Genomic DNA, 24519 nt, shown 5'->3' with positions numbered 1-24519 from the left:
AGAGAATGGCGTGGAGGATCAGGAGTTGAGCTGCTGCGCGATCAGACTTTGCAGGCTGCTGCTGATGGACGTGCCGATCGCCGGGAGATCGGACGAGATCGTCGACTGGAGCTGCGACAGCAGGTCGCCGATCACCGTGTCGGTGTTCAGCGCGGAATCGATCAGGCTGTCCATGCCGCTGTCGTCGGTGAGATCGACCGAGAAGCTGACATAGCTGGTCGCATCCTGGCTTGTGGGCAGAGCGAGGGTCAGGGCGGATATGTCGACCTGGAGGTCGCTGTAATCCGTCCCGGAAAAGGTGAAGACCAGGGTGGCCAGCGCCTGCTGCACCGTCACCGTGATGTTGCCGGTGACCGGATTGGGGGACTGGCCGGGCGTAAAGGCGAAAGAGCCCCCGATGGTGATCGGCGGCGACGGAACCGTCAGCGTCTCGGTCTGGCCGCCGACCATTCCGGTCACGGTCGGTCCCGGATCGAGGATGCCGAAGCTGACCGTCGCGGTGATCGTGTTGCCGTTCAGAGACATCGCGCCCGGCTGGATCGTCGCGTTCGATGTGCCGCTGATGGTGACCGACGTCAGCGATATGTCGTTGATCGGCACTTGTCCGACCGTCTGGGATGGCAGGGAAATCGACTGGATGGTGTAAGGCTCCAGCACCGGGCTGCTGAAGAACAGGATGTCCTTCGGGAGGTAATAGGCCTCGCCCTCGGTCACCAGCGCGGTGTGGAGCCGCTCCAGGAGATAGCCGTCGGCCGGATTGGTGTCGGACGACAAGGGATCGGAGACGAGCCCGGTTTGAGGCACTTCGCCAACGATTTTGTCGAGCGCGCCGTTGACGAGTCCTTCCACCTGCGACTGGAAGGAGTTGAGATTGGATTGAAGCCAGTCGTTGATGCAGTCCACGATGGATTGCATGGTGGCGGCATTCTGCAGGGCTTCGTCCGCGAGATCGGTCCATGCCTGCTGAAGGATCTGCGCGGCCGAACTGTCAGGATTCAGCGATTCCACCGTGAGGCTGCCGGTCGACGCAAAGACGAGGCCGGTGATCGTCGCGTCCAGTTGCGATCCATCGCTCGCCGGCGCGAGGGTGACGGTGACGGTCAGGCTGGATGTCGGCAGTTGCACCGTGATGCTGCCGTTCATGTCGACGGTATCGGACAGAAAGCCGTCGCAGGACGGCTGCGTCTGGTCGCCGTCGCCCTTCCCGCCCTTCTTGGCGGCGGCCGTGCACACGCTCTGCTGGACGAGGAAATTGCTGGTCAGCGTGATGGGGTTCGTGGGCGTGGACGGCCCAGTTATGAGCTGCGACAGGCCGAAGGTCACGGTGTAACCGGTCGACGTCGGCGTGATGGTCGGCGGCGAATCGACGGACAGGTACTGGAGGTTGTCGATCACGGCCTGGCTCAGCGACACCTGCGGACAGTCGCTCGACCCCTGGCCTGACGGGCCGGTTCCCTGTCCGGTGCCGTTGCAGGCGCAGGGCGAGCCGGCCGTGCAGGGCGTGGGGATGCCATAATGGTCCATGGCCCAGGGTTGCTTGGCCGAAACCACCTGATACCAGGATCCGGCGATCGCCGTCGCCGCGGACAATCCCGACTGTCCGGTGATGGTGCCGAGCGGCAGGGTCGCAACGGACAGCGGGAACAGGGGAGAGCCGTCATTCTCGATTCCTCCCAGCACCGTTGGCAGATAATACTGCTGGTTGTCGGGGTCGTTCAGCAGGCTGACGAGAGAATTGAAGATAAAGGACGCGAGATTGCCGCTCATGCTCCGCTCCTGAGTGGAGTTGCCCTTTCCGATACCAGCCCGCCGGCTTTCTAATATCCGCGGTCCACGACGTGGTGGGTCAGCCGTTGCAGCGCCCGCTGGTATCGATTGTCGGGGAATGGTTGCAAATAGCTCAGTGCCTCCAATGCTTTGGCCCGCGCGTCCGCATAGGCCCGCTGGATGGCGTTGCTGGATTTCACCGCCTCGATCGCTTCAGCCAGCTCGGCCGGATCGCAGGCGCCTCCCCGCATGAACCGGGTGACCGCATGGTTCGGCCCCAGTTCCTCCATCGCGTAGATCAGGGGCAGCGAAACCCGCCGGCTGGTCAGGTCCATACCGACCGGCTTTCCGCTCTGCCGTTCGTCCTGAAGGAAGTCGAAGACATCGTCCATGATCTGGAAGGCATCGCCCAGCCGCCGTCCGAAGGTGCCGATCCGGCGGCAGTCCGACCGCCTGCCGCCGGCCAGCGACAGCCCGGCTTCGCAGGCAAGCCCGAACAGAACCGACGTCTTGCGTTCGATGGTGGCGAGATAGCGGCTGCGGAGGACCGAGAAATCCCATCGCGGGTCGGTCTGCAACTCGTCCAGCTCGCCGCAGCAGATGCGGAAGGCCGTGTCGAGGACGAGGCGCACCAGTTCCATGTCGTCCGGCACGGTTATCGTGTCGATGAAGCCGCGCAGGGCCTGGACGAACTGCATGTCGCCGATGATGATCGCGGTCTCCGCCCCACGGGCCGCATTGACCGATGGCATGCCACGCCGGACCATCGACCTGTCGATGACGTCGTCGTGGATCAGGGTCGCGACATGCAGCATTTCAAGTGACGCGGCTCCCTTCACCACCCTGGGGGATGGCGGCGCGTCCGCCCCGGCGAGCATCCGCGCGCTCAGGACCATCAGCATCGGCCGCAATTTCTTTCCGCGCCGGTAGATGCCGATTTCGGCGTCGGTCAGATAGCGCGCCTGCGGAATCATCGCCGCTTCCAGCTCCCGGTGGACAGCGGCCATGTCATCGGCAAGGAGACCGTCGTAGATTTCGGAAATGGGATCGGATCCGCCTTTGCGGGAGTCGATGGCGAGCTTGAGCGGCATGGGCGTGTTCGATCCTTCCGGCGCGCGGCCGGCGGTTGGCGGAACCCCGGGTTCGGCGGTGGGGAACGGCGGCCGGCCCGGTTCGACACCGGGCCGGCCGCCGCGCGGTCAGGCGTTCACGATGATGTCGGACAGGATCGCAGCCGTCCGCGGCAGCACATGGGCGCGTACGCCTTGTTCGATCCAGCCCTCCAGGGCGCTGTGGAGGAACTGAAGGCTCCCCAGCCTTTCGCGCGCGCGCTCCCCGGCCTCGCCGATCCAGCTTTCGTCATCGATGTCGAGCGCGAAAGCGGGAAGCGTGACCTGGGCCTCAACGATCCTGACCCGCCCACGTTCGCGCCGCCAGGTCAGCGAAAACGCGATCCCGTCCAGTTCGGCACGGCAACCGCTTTCGAACAGCGGCCGTCCGACGATGGCGGCGTTCTCCGCGAGATCCTTGCGGACGGCGGCGGCCACGCTCTGGATACGGGCCCGCGTCGCCTCGTCCAGTTCAAAGCCGCTGACATCGCTTGTGAAGCTGCCGCCGCCGGACTGGGGGTCGATGTTGTAGGCCTTCTTCACGTCCTCGAACAAAATCGTCGGCAGGGTGGGATTCGGCGCCTTGGCGACTGTATTGTGAATCTCCACCGACGTCATTGGAACCGTCGTCGACTGCGCGTTGCCGGTGACCTGCGTGACCATCGTCGAGAAACCTGCCGTCGCCGTGGAGGCGTTCGCGTATTTCTGGTACTCGGGCGTGCCCTCGTCATAGGCCGTCGCCATCACCGCCAGGGCGGTCGCGACCGTCGCCTGCTGCGAGAAGGAGTTGTAGTTGTAGTTCAGATTGTTCGAATAGGTCTTTGCATTGATGGTGCTGCGCTGCTGCAGAGCGGCGGAGGTATCGCGCGACATCTCCTTGGTCACGCCGCCATTCTGCCACTGCGATACGAAGCCGGGCGATTGCGAGAACAGGTCGTTGAAGGCTTCGTTATGCTCGTAATAGGTCGCCAGAAGAGTCGAGCCGTTCGTGGACTTCGCGAGTTCGGTGCGTTGCTCGCGCGCCTGGTTCAGCCATTGTTCCTTTTCCGGGTCCGCGGCGGCTGAGGCGTCGCCGCCCGCAGCTTGCGGCATGTCGGACAGATCGAGCAGGCTGCCGGCGAAATCGACTGGAATGACCGGATCCGGCTTCGCGTCGATCGCGCAGCGCCCCTCGACCACGATGCGGCCTAGCCCGAAGCTGAGCCTGCCGGTCTGCGCATCCTGGCGGACCAGGGACACCGTTTCCGGTTTCAGCGCCTCCATGCCCTGGGCGGTCAGGTCGAAGATGCGGAAGCCGATCGCTCCGGTCTCGTAACCGGCCACTTCGGGCATCGGAACCGTGCGCGCCAGGGGATAGGCGGGGCTGCCGGCCAGCAAAAGTACCCGCCCGCCTGCCGGCTCATCCGTGGCAATGGCGCCCGTCGCCCCCGATTTGGACCAAGCCGCCGCAAAGATATTGGAAAGATCACTCATTGCACGCGTCCTCAAGCTTGATGGCAGCCGTCATGCCGCCCCGGTTGTCCGAAGCGGCCGTGTCGCAGGTTGCACCGGAGCGGTTCATGAACTGGCTGCCGGCGGGTTGGCGAGAGTGATGCCGCCAGCTAAGGTCACGTAGCCGTTCGCATAGCTCACGGAGAGGTCCGACGCGGAAACCTGGATGGAGGTGGAGCTTCGGGTGAGTGCGCTGAGGTCGGCCGTCGTCGACAGGCTGACGATGCTGATCGGCTTGTTTTCGAACGTGAAGATGAGTTCGTAGACGTCTTCGAGGGCGTTGACGATGAGTTCGGCCAGCGGCCAGGCGATTGCCGAAAGCACCCATTGCATGTAGGGTCCCGACGGCGTCAGCGCGACCAGAAAGAATGGCGGATCGAGATCGGTGACCTGGAGATCGGATCCGCTGGCGGTCAGGGTCCCAGAAATCTCCACTGGATTTGAGGATTTGAAAGCCGCGGTATAGTTCACGATGCTCATGCTTCATCCTCCGCAGATTTACTTGGGATCAGAGGGAAGTGGCGGCGGAAGACGCCGAGCAGATTCCGTCAAGGAAGGTGGCGCTGACCGAGATCGACAGCGTGCTCGACAGATTGAAATCGAGCGGGTTGCTTCCCAGCGTGATCGACGATTTGGAAGCATCGAGGGTACCGGTATATTCGGCCGTGAAGCCGCTGCCGCTGACCGGGTGGGAGCCGTCGACCTGCGACTTGGCGGCGGATTGCGCCGCCGCATTCATCGCCGCCGTGCTGAGCTGTACGAAAAGATTGTCCGACGGCAGGCTGCTCGCGTCCGGGATGTCGGGTATCGGCTGGCCCTGAATTGCCGCCACCATCAGAAGCTGGGATGAACTGACGGTGAAGTTGGCCGGCCCGAGTTCGATCCCGATGGCACTGCCCAGTTGCGCCGTCGGAAGCGTGATGACCTGCATATAGTTTTTAGCGGAACCCATGATCGTGGGCAGGAGCAGATAAGTGATCAGAGCGTCGGACGCGCCGGTCCCCGTCAGTTCCAGCCCATAGGGTGTCAGCGTCAGGACCCCGTCGGCAACCGACCAGGTCCAGATCAGCGTCGGGTTCACGGTGGGCGTGCCGGACGACCCGCCGTACGTGTAATTCAAGGTCAGCGACGGCAGCGTCAACGTTCCCGCATTCGGCACCACCGCCGGGGGCCCGCCGCTGCTATCGATCGCATTGCTCCACTGCGAACTGGTCGGTTGGGTGAGAGATATCTGGGGCGCTTGATTTACCGTCCACTCGACTGTCGCCTGCTGGCCCTCGATGGGCACGCTATTGGTATTCGAAAACAGGCTCGAAAGGCTCGAAAGGCCGAAAGCTTGATTCAATACCGAGTTCAGCGTGTCCTGATTGAGGCCGATTGCGACATCATACGGATTCATGACAATCATCCCTTTCCGGCAATGCTTAAAAAACACGCGGCGGCATGGTTTGCCTTGCAAAGGCACGCATTGGTAAAATTATATCTCATTAGCACTCTTATGAAGCACAAAAGTGTGACGAAATGTTACCAAAGAAGAGTGCTTTTTTATCGCCTGCGTCGTATTGCGTGAATTCGCGGATCACCGCCGGGCGGATTGCCGAATGGCTGGCGGTCGCGTCCAGATGGTTTCTGCCCACACCGAACCACGCCCGTCCTCCCGGCGTGGAAATTCGCAGAACCGATAAAGGCAGGGGCCGGTCAGCGGATCGTCGATCATCAACTCTCCGGTCTGCGGGTCGCACCCGCTGACCAGCACATAATGCCCCGCACCGCTGGCCCGGGCGATCCGGATCCCGACCGGCCGACCGGCTCCGATCTCCGCGGCAAGGCGGGCGATTGTCGGGCGCCCTGGACTCCAATGGCTGAAGCAGTCGACCATGGCCAGGACGTTTCCGAGAAGTTCCTCCCGGTCATCGCCGGTGCCGCCTTGGCCCATCGTTGCGGCGATCTCTTCCTGTGTCCAGCGGCGTTCGTGGCCGTACCAGCTCGCGACCGCGGCGGCGATCGCCGCCCAACACCAGTTGCTCCGTCGCTGGCGTTCGACTTGAAGCGGCAACAGGCACAGGCCGCCTCCCGCCATCGCAAGAGGATCCCAGCTCGTCCCCTGAGCTTTGGCAGGTTCGATGATCAGGCGCATGGGGCGATGTCCCTTCTATCCGAAGATAATCCGATCGAACGCCTTTGTCAGGCGACACGGAAATTGGTCCTTCCGCGTTACCGGCGCAGCGCGAATGTCCGCACGAGGGGGGCTGCGGCGGTCGGTGACGTACGGATGTCTCCCGGAAATAGCCAGGGCGGGGCACGCCCCCATATGCCTGCGAACGTCGATGTACCGTTGGACAAAAGCCATGGCCGCACACGGCCCAGGTCGGACGGCTTGCACAAAGATGTGGCGTAACGGCGTCGCGGGCGCCAAAAAGCGGGCGTCGTTCCCATGGCGAAGGTGTCCCGCTTGCCGAAATTAATCATGCAGTCAATTTCTTGGCTTGGTATGGCCTGACCATTTCCCCGGCAAGGGCGCCTTTCCACACAGATTCGGACAGAACCTATATGGCAGATTTCTTCCCGCGTTGGCCGCTTGCGACCGGGCCCGTCGTCCAGCCGGACGAGCGCCTTCCCTGGGGCTCGACGTTGACGCTCGGCATCCAGCATCTCGTCGCCATGTCCGGCTCGACCATCCTCGGGCCGTTGCTGATGGGGTTTGATCCAAACCTCGCCGTGCTGTTTTCCGGCATCGGCACGCTGCTGTTCCTCGTGCTCACCGCCGGGCGCGTACCGAGCTATCTCGGCTCCTCCTTCTCGTTCATCGCCGTTGTGATCGCGGTGACGGGGTACAGCGGCCAGGGTCCCAACCCGAACATCGGGCCGGCGCTCGGCGGCATCATCGCGGCCGGCGTGCTCTATGTCCTCATCGGCCTGCTGGTGAGCTACACCAGCACCGGCTGGATCGAGCGCCTGATGCCCCCGGCGGTGACCGGCGCGGTGGGGGCGGCGATCGGCCTCAACCTGTCCCCGGTTGCCGTCAAGGGCATCGAGGGAACGGGCCCGCACATCCTCGTCGCCCTGTTCACCCTGGTCGCCACCGCCCTCATCGCGGTCTATGCCCCGCTCGCCATCCGGCGGCTCTCCATCCTCGCCGGCATCGCCGCGGGCTATGTCTTCTATCTCGTGCTGGCCAACGGGTTCGGCATGCTGCCGCCGGTCAGCTTCGCGGAACTGGCCGCTGCCCCATGGTTCGGCATGCCGGAATTCCGCACGCCCAGCTTCGATGCCGGCGCCATGGCCCTCGTCGCCCCGATCGCCTTCATCCTGGTCGCCGAGAATCTCGGCCACATCAAGGCCATCGGCGCCATGACCGGGCGCAACCTCGACCGCTACATCGGCCGCGGTTTCATCGGCGACGGCATCGCCACCATCGTCTCGGGCAGCGGCGGCGGCACCGGTGTCACGACCTATGTCGAGAACATGGGCGTGATGGCGGTCACCCGGGTCTTCTCCACCCTGATCTTCGTCGTCGCCGCGGTCGCCGCGATCTTCCTGGGATTCTCGCCGAAGTTCGGCGCCCTGCTGCGGACCATTCCGGCGCCGGTGCTGGGCGGGCTGGCGACCGTCGTCTTCGGCCTGATCGCCGCGGCGATGGTGCGCCTGTGGGTCGACAACCGCGTAGACTTCTCCGATCCGCGCAACCTCATCACCGTCGGCGTGACGCTGGTTCTCGGCGCCGGCAACTTCACCGTCTCCGCCGGAGGCTTCTCCATCGGCGGCATTGGCACCGCGACCGTCGCGGCGCTCGGCCTTTACCAACTGCTCGGGATCGGGCGTTCGCGCGAGGCTTCCCGCCCCGACCCCCAGCCGGCCCCCACGACACTCCACTGACGTCGAAACATCCGGCGGTCGGCATCTCCTCCGGCGGATCGGCAAAGCAAGGCCGCACGGGAGAGGACCGGATCCGCGCAACTGCGGACGTCCGGCCACCCCGTGCAGGGAGGAGTCCGATCCGACCCGGCCCTTTCACGCCGCCCACAGCCAGCTTGCGGACTACCTCATCCGGCTCGGGGTGTGGGCGATGCGGCTTTACCATGTCCGCAAGGGGGAACGGGAGCGGCGGGCGGCCGCCTGCGCCGCCGACCCGCGCGTGCTTCTCGCCCGGCCGGGCGAACGGATCGTCCTGATGCCGCAAGTGCCGGCGTTCGGCGCCGACTGGCGTGGCCGCGGCCGATGCCGCCCATCCCGATGTCGTTCCGGTCAAGGCTCCGTCATTCGGATGCCGTTGCCGCGATGGCCCGCGTGACGACTGCCAGGGCCAGTTCCAGGTCGGAGCGGGCAATGGTCAGGGGCGGGGACAGAGTCAGCACCGTCCCTTGGGATATCTTCAGGCTGACGCCGCCGGCGAGCGCGGCGTAGAAGGCCGCCTCCGCCCGATCCGCGCCGCTGCGGCCGTCATGATCGCCAAGCTCCACCCCGATCAACAGCCCGGTCCCCCGGATTCCGGCGATGCCGGGGAGCACGGAGGTCAGCTCGCGCAGGCGATCCATGGCGAGGGTACCGAGATCCGCGGCGCGCTCCACCAGCCCTTCGTCCCGGATGATGTCCAGGGTGGCCAGGCCTGCGCGGGCGAGCAGAGGGTTCTTCTCGTGGGTGTAATGGCCGAGCGCACGGTCGGCGGCCACGTCCAGCCCGGCGCGGGCGATCACCGCGGCCAGCGGCAGCATGGCGCCGCCCAGCGCCTTTCCCAGCACCAGGATGTCCGGCCGCGCGCCGAACGGCCCGTGGCTGAACAGGCTGCCGGTCTTGCCCAGGCCGGTCGGGATTTCATCGAAGATCAGCAGGGCGCCGGTTGCATCGCAGGCCCTCCGCACCTCCGCCCAGAAGCCCGGCGGCGGCACGTAGGGCACGGCGCGCACCGGCTCCGCCACCACGGCGGCGACATCCCCCTCCTTCTCCAGCACATAGCGCAGCATCCGCGCGCAGGTCATCCGGCAGCTGTCCAGGTCCGGACCGCCGCCGGGCGCCGGATCGAAGCCGTAGGGACAGCGGGCGCAGGCGAAGGGCGCCACATGTTCGGTCCCCGGCAGCAGCGGCCCGATCCCGTGGGAGCGGAACAGCGCCTCGCCACCGACCCCGGACGCACCGAAACCGGCGCCATGGAAGGCGTCCCAGAAGGAGACGGTCTTGAACCGGCCGGTGGCGACACGGGCCAGCTTGAGCGCGATCTCGATCCCCTCCGACCCGCCGGGCGCGAACAGCACGCGGCTGCCGGGGCCGGTCGGGGCCAGTGCCGCCAGCCGTTCCGCCAACTCCGCCGCCGGCTCGCAGGCGAAGCGGCGCGGGGCGAAGGTCAGATCGTCCATCTGCGCCTTCAGCGCCGCCACCAGCCGGGGATGGGCATAACCGATGTGATGGACGCTGTTGCCGTGGAAATCCATGAAGCGGCGGCCGTCCATGTCCTCGATCCAGATGCCCTCCGCCTTGCGGATCGCCGACAGGCAGGGGGTGGACAGGGACTGTCTCAGGAAGGCGGCGGCATCGCGCTCCACCGTCGCGCGGGACCGGGGGCCGAGCGTGTCGGCCATCCAGTGCGCGCGTCGCGGCCCGAGGTTGATGTCGCCTTCGGAACGGTCGGCCTGCATCGGGGCATCCTTCTGTCAGCCGGCGGTCTTGCCGGAGCGTGCGGCGGCGCAGGCATCGCGCAGCGCCGGGGAAAAGGGATCGACGGCGCCAAGCCGGCCGGGTGCGAAATGGGAAAGCTCCACCGGTTCGGGCCGGCCCAGGACGGAGGCCGCCACGGACCGGCCGATGCCGCCCGATGCGGCGATGCCCGCACCGCAGCAGCCCGTCGCCATGAACAGCCCCTCCACATCCGGGACCGGTCCCAGGGCGAACCGGCCGTCGGCGGTGTAGGTGGAGAGGCCGGAGACGTAATGGGCGATGCCGGCCTGGAGCAGCGGCGGACAGAGCCGCGCCAGCGCATGCCAGCCCTCCTCCAGCGTCTCCCACCCGCCATCGGAGTCGGCAAGCTCCAGTCCGGCGGTGTCGGCGGGAAGCCGGGCCGGGTCGAAGGCCATCGACCGGCGTCCGCGCAGCCCGAACAGCAGCGCGCCCAGTTCGGGGCGGGCATAGGCGCCGGCATCGGGCATGACCAGGACGGGCAGATCCCGGGGGAACAGGTCGGGCCGCGGCCCGGTGATCCAATATTGGCTGCGCACCGGGGCCTGCGGCAGGCCGACCCCGGCGGACCACGCCAGTCCGGCCGCCCAGGCGCCCGCTGCATTCACCACCACCGGAGCGGCAATGAAGCCGTGGTCGGTGTCGATGCCCGCCACATGGCCGCGCGCCACCCGGATCGCCCGCACCGACAGGCCATTCCTGATCCGGACGCCGGAGCGGCGGGCGGAACGGCGGTAGGCATCGGCCAGCCGGACCGGATCGATGAAGCCGTCCAGCGGCATGAAGGCGGCGCGTTGGATGGCCTCCGCCGACAGGCAGGGGGCGAGGCGGGCGGCTCCGTCGCCGTCCAGCCATTCGACAGGATCAGCGACAGGATCGGCGCCCGGATCGGCGTTGCCGGCGACCAGGGCACGCAGGGCATCGACACGCGCGGCGCTGGCGGCGACATGCAGGGTGCCGACCCGCCGCAGGCCGAGATCCTCCGCCAACTCGTCTTCCAATGCCGCGATCGCGGCGTAGGTGTCGCGCACCAGCGCCGCCGTCGCCGCATCGCCGCGGGCGCGGGTCAGAAGGGCGGCTGCCCGGGCCGTCGCCTGGGTGGCCGGCGGATGGCGGTCGACCACCAGAACCGACCGGCCGCCGTCACGTCCCAGCGCCTGCCCCAGGGCCCAGGCGACCGCCAGCCCCAGGATGCCGGCGCCGACCACCACGATGTCGGCGCTTTCGATGTTGGCGGGAGTGGCGGCAGGGGGTGCGGTCAAGGCTTCTCGCCGCGGGCCAGCCGGGCCTCGATGGCATCGAGCAGCGGCATCGCCTCGGCCAGCGACCGGACCACGTAATGGGCGCCGGCCCGCGCCAGCCGGTCGGAGGCCGCGGCATGCAGCGCGTCGCGCCGTCCAGGTGCCAGCGCCTGCCAGTCGGCCAGCGGCAGGCCGACCTCGTTGCCGGTGTCGGCCACCGCGATGGTCCACATTCCGGCGTTCAACCCCTCCTCGACATCGACCACGGTGTCGCCGATCTTGACGCAGGCCTCCACCGGCGAAACCGACAGTTCGACGACGCAGCGCAGCGCCATCGCCGGTCCGGGACGCCCGGCCGGCGTCTCCCCGGCGCAGACGGTGATGTCGGGCTGGTAGCCCTGTGCCGCCGCCACGCGCTGCACCACATCCATCACCGGGCGGGGATAGCCGGTGGTCGAGCCGATCTTCAGCCCGCGCGCCCGCATGGCGGCGACCGTCTCCGCCGCGCCGGGGATCAGGTTGGAATGCCGCTCCACCACCTCCACCTGCAGGGGCAGGAAGGTGTCGTAGAGGCGGTCGACATCGGCGTCGGCCGGGGCGGCGCCATGGACCTCGGTCCAGGCATCGGTCACCGGGGCCATGCGGGTGATCGCCTGGATATGGTGCCATTTGGCCATGCCCATCGGGGCGCGGGCCTGCTCCAGCGTGATCGAGACGCCGGAGCGTCGGAAGGCTTCCATGAAGGCGCCGGCCGGGGCGAGGCAGCCATGGTCGACCGTGGTCCCGGCCCAGTCGAGGATGACGGCCTGGAGCGGGCCGGTGTAGCGGCGCGAATAGACGAAGTTCATGGGGGTGGGGCTCATCGGATCTGGCTTTCGAGCGAAAGGAATGGTCAGGGAGCGCCGGAAGCGACGCCCATCTCGGCCAGCGTGGCGCGGATGGCGGCGATGGCGGCGGTCATCTCCGTCGCCCCCAGCCGGCCGATGCATCCGATGCGGAAACTGTCGGCCACCGTCAGCTTGCCGGGATAGATCACGAAGCCGCGCTCGCGCAGCCGGTCGTAGAAGCCGGCGAAGACGAAGGCCGGATCGGCCGGCATGCGGAAGGTGACGATGATCGGGGCCTGCAGGCTGTCGGGCAGCAGCGTCTCGAAGCCCAGCGCCCGCATGCCGTCGATCAGGATGGCGGCGTTGCCGCGGTAGCGCGCGCCGCGCCCCGCGACCCCGCCTTCCGCCTCATGCTCGTCCAGCGCCTGGGCGAAGGCGGCGACCACATGGGTGGGCGGGGTGAAGCGCCACTGCGCGTTCGCCTCGAACCCGCGCCACTGGTCGTGCAGGTCGAGCGACAGGGAATGGGCGTTGCCCTTCGTCGCCTCCAGCGCATCGCGGCGGGCGATGACGAAGCCCATGCCCGGCACGCCCTCCAGGCATTTGTTGGAGGATGCGGCGACCGCCACCGCTCCAAGCGCCGCCATGTCCAGCGGCAGCGCGCCAAAGGCGCTCATGGCGTCGACCAGCAGGGCGCGGCCGCGTGACCGGGTGACCTCGGCGACCGCCTCGATCGGGTTGAGGATGCCGGAGGTGGTTTCGCACTGGACGACGGCGACATGGGTGATCGCCGGGTCGGAATCCAGCGCCTCGGCCAGTGCCGCGGGCGATACCGGCTGATCCTCCGCCGTCTCCAGCGCCGTGACCGCCCGCCCGGCGACCTCGGCGATGCGGACCATGCGGGTGCCGTAGGCGCCGTTGACCAGCACCAGCAGCCGGCTGGCACGCGGCACCAGCGTGCCGATCATCGCCTCGACCGCGAAGGTGCCGGAGCCCTGGACCGGCACCGCGACATGGCTGTCGGCGCCGCCGCCGGCCAGACGCACCAGTCGGTCGCGGATGGCGGCGTTCAGCGCGATGAAGCGGCCATCGCGCGAACCCCAGTCGCGCAGCATCGCCTGCTTGACGGTGGCGGAGGTGGTCAGCGGACCCGGAGTTAGCAGATAGGGCACGGAATCGGGCATGGGGGATCTCACGGTCGGAATGGCCTCATGACGCCGCTTCGCCTATCATAAATCCAATCCATTCGGCCTATGGGTCCATAGATGAAATCAATGAACTTCGCCCAGCTTCGCGCCTTCCACGCGGTGGCGACGGAGGGGGGCTTCACCAAGGCGGCGCGCCTGCTGAACGTGACGCAGCCGACCTGCTCGCAGGAGGTGAAGGCGCTGGAGGAAACCTATGGCGTCACCCTGTTCGACCGCTCCAACCGCCAGGTGGCGCTGACCGAGATCGGCACAGCCCTGTTCGCCGTCACCCGCCGCCTGCTCGCGGCGGAACAGGAGGCGATGGAACTGCTGGCCGGGGTGCGGCACCTGGACGGCGGCACGCTGGCGGTGGGGGCCGACGGGCCGTTCCATGCGGTGCCGCTGATCGCCTGCTTCACCCGTGCCCATCCGGGGCCGACGGTGACGCTGGCGGTCGGCAACTCGCGCGCCATGCTGGAAGGGCTGATGGAAACGCGCATCGACGTGGCGGTGCTGGCCGACGTGCCCGGGGATTCGCGGCTCTATGTGCTGCCGCTGCGGCGCGATCCGGTGCGGGCGCTGGTGCCGAAGGCGCATCCGCTAGCGCGGCGGCGGGCGGTGTCGCTGGCCGATCTGGCGACGGAGCGGCTGGTGCTGCGCGAACCGGGATCGATGACCCGCCGGCTGGTCGAGCGTGCGTTGGCCGAGGCGGAGGTCACGCCCGCCTCGGTCATCGAGATTCAAAGCCGCGAGGCGGTGGTGGAGGCGGTGGTGGCCGGGCTGGGCATCGGCTTCACCTCGGCTGCCGAATTCACCGGCGACGGGCGGCTGGTCCTGCTGCCGATATCCGGGACCGGGATCGAGATGGATGAGTATGTGGTCTGCCTGCGCGAACGCCGCCGGCTGGCGGTGGTGCGCGCCTTCCTGGATCTGGCGCGGGAGGTGGCGGCGGAGGCAGCCTTTCCGGCCTCAGCGCCGCCGCCACGCCTGGGTCCGCGCCTGCAGCGCCCGTGACAGCAGGGCATGCAGTGCCCGCACCGCGGCGGAGGTGAGGACGATCACCATCGCCATGGCGGCGGCCCCCGCCACCTCGCCGGCATCGTCCATGTTCAGCACGGCGACCGAGGCCGGCTTGGTTTCGGGGGAGTAGAGGAAAACCACCGCCGACACCGTGGTCATGGCATTCACGAAGAAATAGATGGCGATGTCGAGGATGGCCGGCAGGCACAAGGGCACCGTCACCCGCAGGAAGGTCGACCAGACCGGCACCTTCAGGCTGGCCGACACCGCCTCGAACTCGGCATCCAGTTGCTTCAGGGCGGTGACGGCGGTCAGGTGACTGACGGTGTAGAAATGCGCCACCGTCGCCAGGACCAGAATCGCCATGCCGTGATAGAGCCAGCCCAGCGGGTTCCATGGTGCGTTGAAGAAGAAGATGTAGGCAAGGCCGAGAACCATCCCCGGCACCGCAAGCGGCAGGATCGCCATCAGCCGCACCATCCCCTTCATCGCCGCGCGGCCCGGCGCCCGCTCCACCAGCCAGGCGCCGGTGAAGACGATGGCGGTGCCGGCCAGCGCGGTCCAGAAGGCCAGGGAAAGGCTGTTGGCGTAGCTGCCCCATCCCGCCGCGTCGAACTGCGCGAAATCGTAATTCGCCAGCGTCGGCGTCAGGTCGTAGGGCCAGAAGGTGACGATGGAGGCGAAGCCGGCCACGCCCAGCAGCCCCAGCAGCAGGCCGCCGACCAGCGCGCAGAACAGGAAGGCCAGCCGGTCGCCGACCGGGTTCAGGCGTGGCTGGAACGGCACCGAGCGGGCGGACAGCAGCGCCATCTGCCGGCGCTGGCCGAGCCAGTCGGCGACGAAGGCCAGGACCGCCGGCAGCAGCAGGACGATGCCGACCACCGCGCCCATGCCGAAATTCTGCAGGCCCACCACCTGCTTGTAGACATCGGTCGCCAGCATGTTGGTGGAGCCGCCGATCACCTTGGGCACGCCGAAATCGGTGATCACCAGCGTGAACACCACGAAGATGGCGGAGATCAGGCCATAGCGCGCGCCGGGCAGGGTGATGGTGACGAAGCGTTTCCAGGCTCCGGCGCCCAGCGCCTCCGCCGCCTCGTACAGACGGGCGTCGGAGGTCGACAGCGCCACGGTCAGGATCATCACCGCATGGGGGAAGGCATAGAAGACCTCGCCCATCACGATGCCGATGGGGCCGTAGATGCTCTCGCCCATCAGCAGGCCGCGCAGGATGCCCTTGTTGCCGAACAGATAGACCAGCGCGATGGCCGGCAGCAGCGACGGTGCCAGCAGGGGGATCTGCGCCAGAAGCCGGAGCAGCCCCTTTCCCGCCATATGGGTGCGGGTCAGGCAGAAGGCGAAGAGGAAGGCCAGCGTCACCGTGATGGCCGTGGCCAGCAGCGACAGCGCCAGGCTGTTGACCACCGACCGGGTCAGCGCCGGCGCCTCCAGGAAGGCGGCGAAATTGGCAAGCCCGACGAAGGCGCCGTCGCGGTCATAGACGCTGCGCAGGAACAGCGCGCACAGCGGCAGCAGGACGAACAACGCCAGGAACAGCGCGATCCCGCCCATCCCCAACCCGAACAGCCAGCGCTCGCCCCGCTCCACCGGCCGGCCGGTCTGCCGGATGGCGAAGAGGGAGGATTTCAGCGCATCCGTCTTCGTCGCGCTCATCGCGCCGCCTCGAACACGCGCAGCCGCTCGCGCGGCAGGGTGACCGCCAGCCGGCGGCCGGGGTCCAGCGACAGGTCGCGCACCAGATTGGCCGACAGGTCCGCGGTGACGCGGGCATCGCCCAGCCCGTCGGCGGCCAGCCGGGCACGGTGGAAGGGGCCGAGGAATTCCAGGCTCTCGATCACTGCCTCCAGCGTGTTGGCGCCACCGGCGGCGCGCACCTGTACGTCTTCCGGCCGCAGGCAGACGGTGACGGCGGCTCCGGGCGCCGCAGAGGCCAGATGGTCGCCGTCGCACTCGAAGCCATGGTCGCCGAGCCGCACCAGGCCCGGCGCCTCCAGCACGCCCGGCAGGAAATTCATCGCCCCGACGAAGTCGGCGACGAAGGAGCTGACCGGGCGGTGGTAGATCTCGCCGGGCGTGCCGACCTGTTCGATAACGCCGTTGTTCATCACGACGATGCGGTCGGCCATGGTCAGCGCCTCCTCCTGGTCGTGCGTGACCATGATGGTGGTGACGCCCAGCCGGCAGTGCAGGTCGCGGATCTGGCGGCGCAGATGCAGCCGTACCCGCGCGTCCAGCGCCGACAGCGGCTCATCCAGCAGCAACAGGCCGGGGGAGGGCGCCAGCGCGCGGGCCAGCGCAACGCGCTGTTGCTGGCCGCCGGAAAGCTGCGTCGGATATTTGGCGCCGGCCTCGGGCAGGCCGACCAGCGACAGCAGTTCCTCCACCCGCGCCCGCTCGGCGGCACGGCCCAGCTTCAGGCCGTAGGCGACATTCCTGTGAACGGTCAGGTTGGGGAACAGGGCGTAGGATTGGAAGACGATGCCGTAATCGCGCGCCGACGGCGGCAGCCGCGACACGTCGCGCCCATCCAGCGACACCCGCCCGCCGCTTTGCGGGTCCAGCCCGGCGATGACGCGCAGAAGCGTCGTCTTGCCGCAGCCCGACGGGCCCAGGAAGCAGACGAACTCCCCGCGCCGGATGTCGAGCGACACGCCCTTCAGCGCGGCGAAGCTTCCGAAAGTCTTGACGATGCTGTCGAGGTGGAGATAGGGCGCGTCGGTCATCGGCAAGTGTTCCCGGCGGAAAACGGCAATGGCGGGCGGGTGCGCGAGGCACCCGCCCGACGGCTCGGTTCGGCTCTTCCCGATATCAGCTCTTCGGCTCGGACTTGGCGCCGTAGCGCTTCTCCCAATCCGCCAGGATGCGGTCGCGGTTGGCGGCGGCCCAGGCGAAGTCGTTGGTCTTGTTCATCGCCGCTTCCGCGTTCTTCGGATAGTTCGGCGTCTCCTTGGTCACGCCGGGGTGCGCGGTGACCTGATAGAAGTTCACATACTGCTCGTTCGCCTTGCGGCTGGCCGCCCAGTCGGCCAGGGCCTTCGCCGCCTCGACATGGCGGGTGCCCTTGACGATGGCCGTCGCCTCCATTTCCCAGCCGACCCCGTCGGAGGCCAGGATCACGTCGATCGGCGCACCCTTGGTCTTCTGCTGGGCGCCGGTGTATTCGATGGAGATGCCGATGGGATATTCGCCGGCCGCCGCCATCTTGCAGGGCTTGGATCCCGAATGGGTGTAGAGCGCGATATTGTCGTTCAGGCGGTCCATGTAGGCCCAGCCCTTGTCGCCGCCCATCGTCTGCAGCCAGCCCGACACCGCGAGGAAGCCGGTGCCCGAGGATGCCGGGTTCGGCATGACGATCTGGCCCTTGTATTCCGGTTTCAGCAGGTCGGCCCAGGAGGTCGGCTTCGGCAGCTTCTTCTTCTCGGCCTCCACCGTGTTGAAGCAGATGGCCGCCATCCAGGCATCCATGCCGACCCAGGCCGGCGGGGTCTTGGCGTCGCGGAAGCCCGGCTTGAGCGCTTCGGCGCCCTTGGGCTGGTAGGGCATCAGCATGCCCTGGGCGTCGAGGATCATCAGGCTGGAGGCGGCGAGGCCCCACACCATGTCGGCCTTCGGGTTGTCCTTCTCGGCCAGCAGCTTGGCGGTGACGACACCCGTGGAATCGCGCACCCATTCGATCTCGATGCCGGGATTGTCGGCCTCGAACGCCTTCTTGTAGGGGGCGAGCTGTTCGTTCTCCAGCGCGGTATAGACGGTCAGGCGTGTGGCGGCCCCGGCCGCGGAGGCGGACGTGACGGCGGCGAGCAGGGCCAGCGCGCAGGTGCCAAGCAGAATGGTGCGGCGGATCATCGTGAAGCTCCCGTGGTCCAAAGGGCGAGGTGAAAGAGCGTCCTGGAACGGCGCATCCGGTGCGCGGAACAGTCGGTCGCCGCCGCACCGGAACTGGAAGCCTCTCTACGCCCAAGTGCCTGTTCACTCCCGTTAAGCTTTGGTGACTCCAGGGCGGCTCATGCGCGCATCCGCCGTGGTTGCACGCCGGACCAGGCCGGGTCCGTCGGGGAGGGGGTCGATCAAGGGGCACAGGTGAACGCCCCGACGCCGCCGGCAGGTTCGGTAAGGGCCCGGACTTATGTGGCACCCGCCACCGGCGACCTGGTGCGCCGCGGACTGGACGCCCCGGCGCCCTGCCAGTGGCCGCGAAAGCCGACCGCCGGGCCGGTCTTCGTCACCGGCCCAGCCACGATGCGGACCCGCTCACCGCTGCTGGCCCCCGGTGGTCCCCCCGGACGGCGGCGCCCCCGGGGATGGACGGCTGGGGCAGCCTGCCGCAAAGTCGGGCGGCGACTCAGCGCAGGTCAAGCTCGACCCACAGGCCCGGTTCGTGGCGTACGGATAGGACCGCCCCATCGGGCGTCCGGAAGGCGGGCTTGCCCGCCGCGTTGCCGAGCCAGGGGTCGTCGGCCCGGATCACCCGGCCGCCGCACCGGTCGTTCAGCGCTTGGAGAAGCGAGCCGAACGGCATCTGGCCCCATCCCACCTTCCTCGCATCCTCCTCGTTGGTCGGGATGAATGCGGTGAGATCCCTGCTTGTCATCAGCTCCAGCCCCTTTTCCTTCAGGGTGGCGTTGTGGCTGCCGTGATGTCCGACCTTGTAGTAGACGGTGCGCGCCAGCAGGTCCGGCCCGGTCACCGTCGCTGCGTCCACCGTCCAGCGCGTGTTCTGCCAGCTCAGCCAATTGCCGACCTGGGCGTCGGCGGCGAACAGGAGCACACGCCCACTGTCCTTGAACTCGAACGCGAGCACCAGGCTCGTGTTGTTCGTCCGGTTGTCGAGCTGCATGGCCAGATCGGCGCTGACGCCCAGCCAGTCCAGGTCGACCCTCCGCCACGACTGGTCGAAGGCCGCAGCCTTCGGCGTCCTGGGCTGCCGGGACAGCATCGCCGGCGCCGGATCCGTCATCGGCCCGAAATAGCGCGCGCGGGCGAACCCGGCGATCGATTCCGGGACATCGGGCGGGACCGCGGCGGCGGCCGAGGCGGCGATCCGTTCCAGTTCGGTGCCGACGTTCGGATCGAAGGGCGAGGCGATGTCCTCCCCGTCGGCAATCGGCGCGCCGCCGGCCGCGAAGGCGCCCGCCAGCGCGCTCGCGATCGGCCAGCCGGTGCTGGCCGCCGCATGGTACATCTCGCTCGACCGCGCGGCGATGCCGAGCAGCGCCGGGTCGCGGGGTGGGCCCAGGACGTAGATCCGCAGGTTTGGGACCTCCGGCAACTCGATGGGCGGGTCGGTCGGTTCGCAGTAGCGCACCCGGCCCTTGGCCAACGCCACGGCGGCGTCGCGCGTGGCGCGCACCCGGTCGCCCTTGGCGCCGAAGGTGAAGCCAAGCAGTGCGTCCAGGCCGGTGCGCAGCGCGCCCAGGGTCTCGCCCAGCCCCATGGCACGGTCGAGCCGCTGGCTGGTCAACTGCAGCGCCGCCAGCGCCTGTTCCTTGTAGCGGTCGAGGTCCCGCGCCTGCGGGTCGCGCCCGTCCTCCGTCCAGGCCAGCCACAGTTCGCCGAAGGTGAACTCGGCGAAGCGCTCCCGCGCCGAGAGGAATCCCGAGGTGTGGTCGGTGTGCTCGTGCGTCACCACCGCCACGTCGATGTGCTTGCCGGTGAGCGCGGCGATGTCCGCCACCGCTGCGTCGATCCGGGCGGCGCCGCCCTTGACCGAGCTGTGCACGCCGCAGTCGATCATCATCCAGAAAGTGCCGCCCCCCGTCTTCGGAAAGCCGAGAAGGTGGCAGTCGCCGATGCCCTGGCAATAGTGCCGGATGGTCACGCCGCCGGCCGGGGCCTGCCCGGTGCCCGTTCCGGTGTCCGCTGCGGCGTTGCCCTCGGCGCTGCGGCCGGAGGAGGTTCGGCGTGCCGACTTGGTCTTCCGTGATCCTGCCATTTCAAAAGGCTCCCGTGTCGGCGTGCAGCATGGCGAAGGGCTCGCCCGGCGCGTTCCCGAAATAGAGCGAGCGGAGCGGGGAAAGGATACCGCCGGACACCGTCTGCCGCTGGCGGTCCTGGCGGCTCCGGCTGTCGCTGTTCTTGACGATGCAGTAGCGCACCTCCCGGTGCCCCTCGCGCGGGTCGATGATCAGCGTGGCGCCGCCGCGGAACCAGAACCAGGCGCCGTCCGGCTTCGCAGGGTTCACCGGGAGCGCCTGGCGCTGCTGGATCGTGGCGATGACCTCCGTCCGGAACGAGCCGTCCGGCGCCACGCGCCGCGCCGGCCGGATGCTGAAGACCTCGAAGGTCGTGGCCCCGTCGGCGGACTTGCGGGGCTTCCCGTCGTCGCCGAAGCGCGGCACGTCCCGCTTCAGACCGAATGCCGCGCACAGCGCGGGGTCCTCGGCGAGGACCTTCTTCAGCCGCATCCACACCGCCCAGCGGTTGGATTCGATCGAGGCGTACAGGGTCGACCGGTCGTGGACGCGGTCCCAGCCCAGTTCGAGGCCGGTGAAGACGGCTTCGAGCCACGGCGGGCTCGGTTCCGTCATCGTGCTCCAGGCCAGGGTCTCCTCCGACACGGTGCGCACGTCGCGGGGCAGTATGTCGCTGGCGCGGAACGCCTCCAGGAACGCCACACGGTAATGGAAGCGGTCCTCCGGCACCAGATCGCGGTCGGCGGTGATCAGGGCGCGCAGGTACTCGCCAAAGGTGATGTCCACCGCGGGGCAGTAGTCCAGCGCGCGGATGCACATGCGCAGCACATGGCGGGCCGTCTTGCACGCCTCTTCGGTGAGGCGGCCGACGAGGTCGGGGTGCAGCGCGCCTTCGGGCAGCACGCCCGTGCCGCCGGTCGCAATGCGGATGAGGTCGGCGGTGCGGTGGTCGACGATCTTCAGGAACGCCTGGTACACGGCGTAGACGAGGATCGAGCCGCGGGCATGCACGTCGGTGGTCGAGGCGTAGGACAGCTTGGGCACCTCTCCCGCCAGATAGTCGCGCAGCGGACCGCCGCGCCGCGTGCCCTCGCCGAACTGCTTCGCCAGCCCGCCCAGCAGGCGCGCGGCGCTCAGCCGGCCGTGCGCCTGCGCCACCTGGAAGCGCACCAGCTCGGGAATGGCGAAATGCTGGAACAGCGCGACGATATCGGCGAAGGCCTCGTGGAACGCCGGCACGTCGGGGTTCGACGCCTCCTGCAGGCGCCCGTGCAGGCCATCGAGCAGGGCGTGCGACATCTCGTGCGCGACGATGTCGCTCGACAGGCAGGAGAACACCATCGAGCCGGGCGCCGTGACGTCACCGGGGCGCGACGCCGCCGGGAAATAGCCGAACAGCAGAGCCACCTTCTCCGGGCTGTAATACGCGTTGTCGGTGCGCAGCGCGTGCGGGTAGATGCGCAGGCGCGGCACCGCATAGGAGTCGCCGGGGCCGCCCTCGGGCGACCTGGTGCGGCGCGGCGCCCACAGTGCCTTGCGCCCCAGCGCCTCCTCGAAATGGCCGATGGTGTTCATCGCCACCGCGTAGACCATCTGTTGATGGAACTGCGGGTTGCCTTCCGACGGCGGCCATCCGTCCTGTGCCAGCAGCTTCGGCTCGTTGAGGTCGACCGGATCGTAGAACCGGTTCGACGCCGGGTCCACGTCCACCACCTCCAGATACTCGCCGACCGGGCCGGGATGCAGCGGCTCTTCCCAGGGGACGCTGAGTACGGCCTCGTTGACCGCGACGGAGGACAGCGATTTGGCGACGGAGGGGTCGAGCGCGTAGGTTCGCAGGCGGCGGCGGGGCGGCGGCGGTTCCTTGGGCTTGCGCTTGACCGCGGGCGCCGTGGCGAGCGGCGCCCGGACCGGCGTCGATTGCGCGCGCGCCAGCATCTGTTCGAGCTTCGCCTTCAGCGCCTGTGACGGGTTGCCTTCGTCGAGCGCCGCTTCGAGGTAGCGGCGGCAGGCCGCGGGCGAGATCCGGTTTCCCGGAAGGTCGCAATCGCCGATGGCCGCATCGACCGAAGCCACCCGTTGCGCCATCTGCGTCAGCTCCAGCGCGAACATCGCCTCGCGCCCGCCGGGCGCACCCGGCGCGATGCTGACGCCGCCGCCGAAGATCAGGTTGATCCAGCTCCAGCTCGCCTCCGCCGGGGGGAGCCGTGTCAGCTTGGCCGCCGCCCTGGCGAACGACACCGACAGCGCGGCGTCGGCCTTGAGCACGCCCTGGCCGATCTTCTCCAGGGTTTCGGCGGCGTCCATGGCCGCCGTCGACTTGGCCGCCGAGGCGAACAGCGCGTTGCGCACCGCCTCCACCCGCATCCAGGGCTCCTTGAGGGCCATGACCTCGTCGAAATTCTCGGCCAGCCAGAGCGCGGCGGCGGCAGCGATCTGCGGCGTCGCGGAGGAGGTGCCGGCACCGTCCATCGCGACCAGCTTGGAGCAGCCGATGACGGCCCAGGGCACGTTGGGCGTGAAGGCGCCGAGCGCCGTCGCCATCTTGCTTTCCGGGCCATAGTTGCCCTGCATGATCCCGTCATGCAGCCCGGCGTAGGCCCGCCCCTTGGCCATCACGCCGCAGGCGGCCAGCACCCGGCGGTAGCGCGCCGGGAACACGACCGACTTCGGCGTCGGCCGCCCGGCGAAATTGTTGCCGGCCGCGGCGACGAGCACCATTCCCTCGTCATAGGCGCGGTTGACCGCGTCGGTGAGCGCGGCCGAGCTGAGGCCTCCCATGCTCATGGAGAGCACATGGGCCCCGCTTTCGATGGCATGGTTGAAGCCCTGCACCATCGTGCCGGTGGTGAAGCGGACGACCCAATCGGCGATGCGGATCGGGATGACCCGGGCGAACGGCGCGCCGCCGATCGGCCGCGCGTACCCCTGCCAATCCGGCGCGGTGCGGTCAGGCGGGCCGCCGGCCAGCAGCGCCAGTGTCGCCGTCCCGTGGCCGCGGTTGCTCAGCGAGGCCCCATCCGGGATGGTGTCCACCGCGCTGCCGGGCGGGCCTCCCTCCACGAAGTTCCTCTGCAGGTCCGTATCGAGCCCGAGCGGCTTCGTGATGTGGCCGGGGTCGTAGCCGGTGTCGAGATGGGCGATCGTCACGCGGCCGAGCTTCGCCGCCAGCGTGTCACCGAACCGGTCCAGCGCCGCGTCGAACGCGGAATACGCGGCGGCGTGGTTCCAGCCCACTCCAGGGCCGGTCTCCTTGCCGCCGCGGTCGTCCTGGTTGGTGAAGGCGCAGGGGCTCGACGCTGCGAACCGTTGCATTCCGGAGGCCGGCTCGTCGGGCAGCCATTGCTGCTCGATGTCCGGCTCGACGAACTCGACGCCGGACGAGCCCGCAGCGAACCGTGTGCCGGGAGCGACCAGCGCATGGGCGGCGTCCCATGGCGTCGCCCGGGCGCCGACGTCGACACTCAGCCATGCTGCGCCGCTGTCGCCCGCCATCCCCATCGGACCGGCGCCTTGGCCCGGCGGCAGCCGGAGGATCACACGGGGAGCGTCGTCTTTCGCGCCGAAGCTCTTCTTGCCGCCGTTGGCGAATTGGGTGACGTCACCGCGGACCTTCACCAGCAATCGGGTGCTTGCCATGCGTTCCCCCGCCTCAACGATGAACGGAGAAAGGATGGCGCAGCTAACAATCGAGATTCAACAAGGAACCACAATTCAGGACGCCGATTGCCGGCTGCTTTTGCCGGTTCGCCTACAAGAGCGTTTCATGATCCCTGGCTGCCGCGTTCCGGAGGCGGAGCAGGCAGGCCCAGCCGGTCTTCATGTTGCCGTCCAGGCCAACCCCCTCGGGGCATCCCGTCGTCAACCGAGCCGGTCCATCCATAGCCGGTAGCATCGCCCTCCTTCCGATCTGCCAAGTTTGGGAAGCTCGGCGGCGTTCCGCGGCCGGCGGGAAACTGTCGATGACGGCCCGGTTGTCAGGACCGGGCATTCCCGCCCCCTATCGCGAGCCTCTCGCAGCCGGAGGACATCGCCAGCGCCTGCCTTTATCTGGCGTCGGACGACGCGAATTTCATAACCGGCGTCGTGCTGGAGGTGGATGGCGGGCGCACCATCCGACCGCCAGGGGGCCCGGCAATGGCAAAGGGTCGGGGCCCGCCTCAACGCAGCCGGGAAGGGTTGGGGGCTTGCCGGAAACCAGGATTTTCTTGCCTGATCTTCCGACCGATGTTGCGGTGCCGATCGGTGCGACCTAGGATCCTGTCATGACCGATAGC

General features: G+C 68.3%; 18 protein-coding genes. 3 read left to right on the top strand and 15 right to left on the bottom strand.

What is annotated here, in order from left to right:
• Positions 1 to 18: 18 nt before the first annotated feature.
• From ABMY26_RS04315 to ABMY26_RS04290, 6 genes are all read right to left on the bottom strand, one after another.
• Positions 19 to 1767: a hypothetical protein gene (locus tag ABMY26_RS04315; protein WP_372394267.1), complete on the bottom strand. Its 1749-nt coding sequence runs from the start codon at positions 1765 to 1767 to the stop codon at positions 19 to 21.
• A 50-nt stretch (positions 1768 to 1817) separates the two neighbouring features.
• On the bottom strand, positions 1818 to 2858 hold the full coding sequence (locus tag ABMY26_RS04310) for a polyprenyl synthetase family protein (protein ID WP_372394266.1): 1041 nt from the start codon (positions 2856 to 2858) through the stop codon (positions 1818 to 1820).
• A gap of 108 nt (positions 2859 to 2966) precedes the next feature.
• The gene (locus tag ABMY26_RS04305) at positions 2967 to 4349 is read right to left on the bottom strand and encodes a hypothetical protein (protein WP_372394265.1); all 1383 of its coding nucleotides are present in this window, start codon (positions 4347 to 4349) and stop codon (positions 2967 to 2969) included.
• An 84-nt stretch (positions 4350 to 4433) separates the two neighbouring features.
• Positions 4434 to 4847, bottom strand: coding sequence for a hypothetical protein (locus tag ABMY26_RS04300; RefSeq protein WP_372394264.1), 414 nt, complete (start codon positions 4845 to 4847; stop codon positions 4434 to 4436).
• A 28-nt stretch (positions 4848 to 4875) separates the two neighbouring features.
• Positions 4876 to 5766 carry a hypothetical protein gene (locus tag ABMY26_RS04295; RefSeq protein ID WP_372394263.1) on the bottom strand — a complete coding sequence of 297 codons (891 nt, stop codon included), beginning with the start codon at positions 5764 to 5766 and terminating at the stop codon, positions 4876 to 4878.
• Positions 5767 to 5946: 180 nt separating this feature from the next.
• Entirely contained in the window at positions 5947 to 6504 is a 558-nt protein-coding gene (locus ABMY26_RS04290) for a papain-like cysteine protease family protein (RefSeq protein ID WP_372394262.1), read from the bottom strand.
• Positions 6505 to 6917: 413 nt separating this feature from the next.
• Between ABMY26_RS04290 and ABMY26_RS04285 the strand changes: the two genes are divergently transcribed.
• On the top strand, positions 6918 to 8243 hold the full coding sequence (locus tag ABMY26_RS04285) for a solute carrier family 23 protein (protein ID WP_372394261.1): 1326 nt from the start codon (positions 6918 to 6920) through the stop codon (positions 8241 to 8243).
• A 380-nt stretch (positions 8244 to 8623) separates the two neighbouring features.
• Here ABMY26_RS04285 and ABMY26_RS04280 read toward each other — a convergent pair whose 3' ends face one another.
• The 4 genes from ABMY26_RS04280 to ABMY26_RS04265 are packed head-to-tail and all read right to left on the bottom strand — an operon-like array spanning position 8624 to position 13286.
• A complete protein-coding gene (locus tag ABMY26_RS04280; protein ID WP_372394260.1) occupies positions 8624 to 9997 on the bottom strand; it encodes an aspartate aminotransferase family protein in 1374 nt (457 codons plus the stop codon).
• Between the two features lie 15 nt (positions 9998 to 10012).
• Positions 10013 to 11296, bottom strand: coding sequence for an NAD(P)/FAD-dependent oxidoreductase (locus ABMY26_RS04275; RefSeq protein WP_372394259.1), 1284 nt, complete (start codon positions 11294 to 11296; stop codon positions 10013 to 10015).
• Complete coding sequence (gene phnX / locus ABMY26_RS04270; protein WP_372394258.1) at positions 11293 to 12138, bottom strand: phosphonoacetaldehyde hydrolase; 846 nt, start codon at positions 12136 to 12138, stop codon at positions 11293 to 11295. The genes ABMY26_RS04275 and phnX overlap by 4 nt, the downstream gene beginning before the upstream one ends.
• A gap of 29 nt (positions 12139 to 12167) precedes the next feature.
• Positions 12168 to 13286 carry a 2-aminoethylphosphonate--pyruvate transaminase gene (locus ABMY26_RS04265; protein WP_372394257.1) on the bottom strand — a complete coding sequence of 373 codons (1119 nt, stop codon included), beginning with the start codon at positions 13284 to 13286 and terminating at the stop codon, positions 12168 to 12170.
• A gap of 81 nt (positions 13287 to 13367) precedes the next feature.
• Between ABMY26_RS04265 and ABMY26_RS04260 the strand changes: the two genes are divergently transcribed.
• Positions 13368 to 14303: a LysR substrate-binding domain-containing protein gene (locus ABMY26_RS04260; RefSeq protein WP_372394256.1), complete on the top strand. Its 936-nt coding sequence runs from the start codon at positions 13368 to 13370 to the stop codon at positions 14301 to 14303.
• Here ABMY26_RS04260 and ABMY26_RS04255 read toward each other — a convergent pair.
• The 5 genes from ABMY26_RS04255 to ABMY26_RS04235 form a co-directional block, all read right to left on the bottom strand.
• A complete protein-coding gene (locus tag ABMY26_RS04255) occupies positions 14259 to 15983 on the bottom strand; it encodes a putative 2-aminoethylphosphonate ABC transporter permease subunit (RefSeq protein ID WP_372394255.1) in 1725 nt (574 codons plus the stop codon). The two genes, ABMY26_RS04260 and ABMY26_RS04255, sit on opposite strands and share 45 nt — an antisense overlap.
• Positions 15980 to 17053 (bottom strand): putative 2-aminoethylphosphonate ABC transporter ATP-binding protein, encoded by a 1074-nt coding sequence (locus ABMY26_RS04250; protein ID WP_372394254.1) that lies wholly within the window; start codon positions 17051 to 17053, stop codon positions 15980 to 15982. The genes ABMY26_RS04255 and ABMY26_RS04250 overlap by 4 nt, the downstream gene beginning before the upstream one ends.
• 85 nt (positions 17054 to 17138) lie before the next feature.
• The gene (locus tag ABMY26_RS04245; RefSeq protein WP_372394253.1) at positions 17139 to 18176 is read right to left on the bottom strand and encodes a putative 2-aminoethylphosphonate ABC transporter substrate-binding protein; all 1038 of its coding nucleotides are present in this window, start codon (positions 18174 to 18176) and stop codon (positions 17139 to 17141) included.
• A gap of 496 nt (positions 18177 to 18672) precedes the next feature.
• Positions 18673 to 20262 carry an MBL fold metallo-hydrolase gene (locus ABMY26_RS04240; protein WP_372394252.1) on the bottom strand — a complete coding sequence of 530 codons (1590 nt, stop codon included), beginning with the start codon at positions 20260 to 20262 and terminating at the stop codon, positions 18673 to 18675.
• Between the two features lies 1 nt (position 20263).
• Positions 20264 to 23881, bottom strand: coding sequence for a S8 family serine peptidase (locus ABMY26_RS04235; protein ID WP_372394251.1), 3618 nt, complete (start codon positions 23879 to 23881; stop codon positions 20264 to 20266).
• Positions 23882 to 24244: 363 nt separating this feature from the next.
• Between ABMY26_RS04235 and ABMY26_RS04230 the strand changes: the two genes are divergently transcribed.
• Positions 24245 to 24511: an SDR family oxidoreductase gene (locus tag ABMY26_RS04230; RefSeq protein WP_372395101.1), complete on the top strand. Its 267-nt coding sequence runs from the start codon at positions 24245 to 24247 to the stop codon at positions 24509 to 24511.
• Positions 24512 to 24519 lie beyond the last annotated feature (8 nt).

The sequence above is a fragment of the Azospirillum sp. HJ39 genome (assembly GCF_041507355.1).
GTDB classification, from domain to species: Bacteria; Pseudomonadota; Alphaproteobacteria; order Azospirillales; family Azospirillaceae; genus Azospirillum; species Azospirillum thiophilum.
Note: the sequence above shows the minus strand (reverse complement) of the source record. Positions and strands in the feature narration are given on the sequence as shown.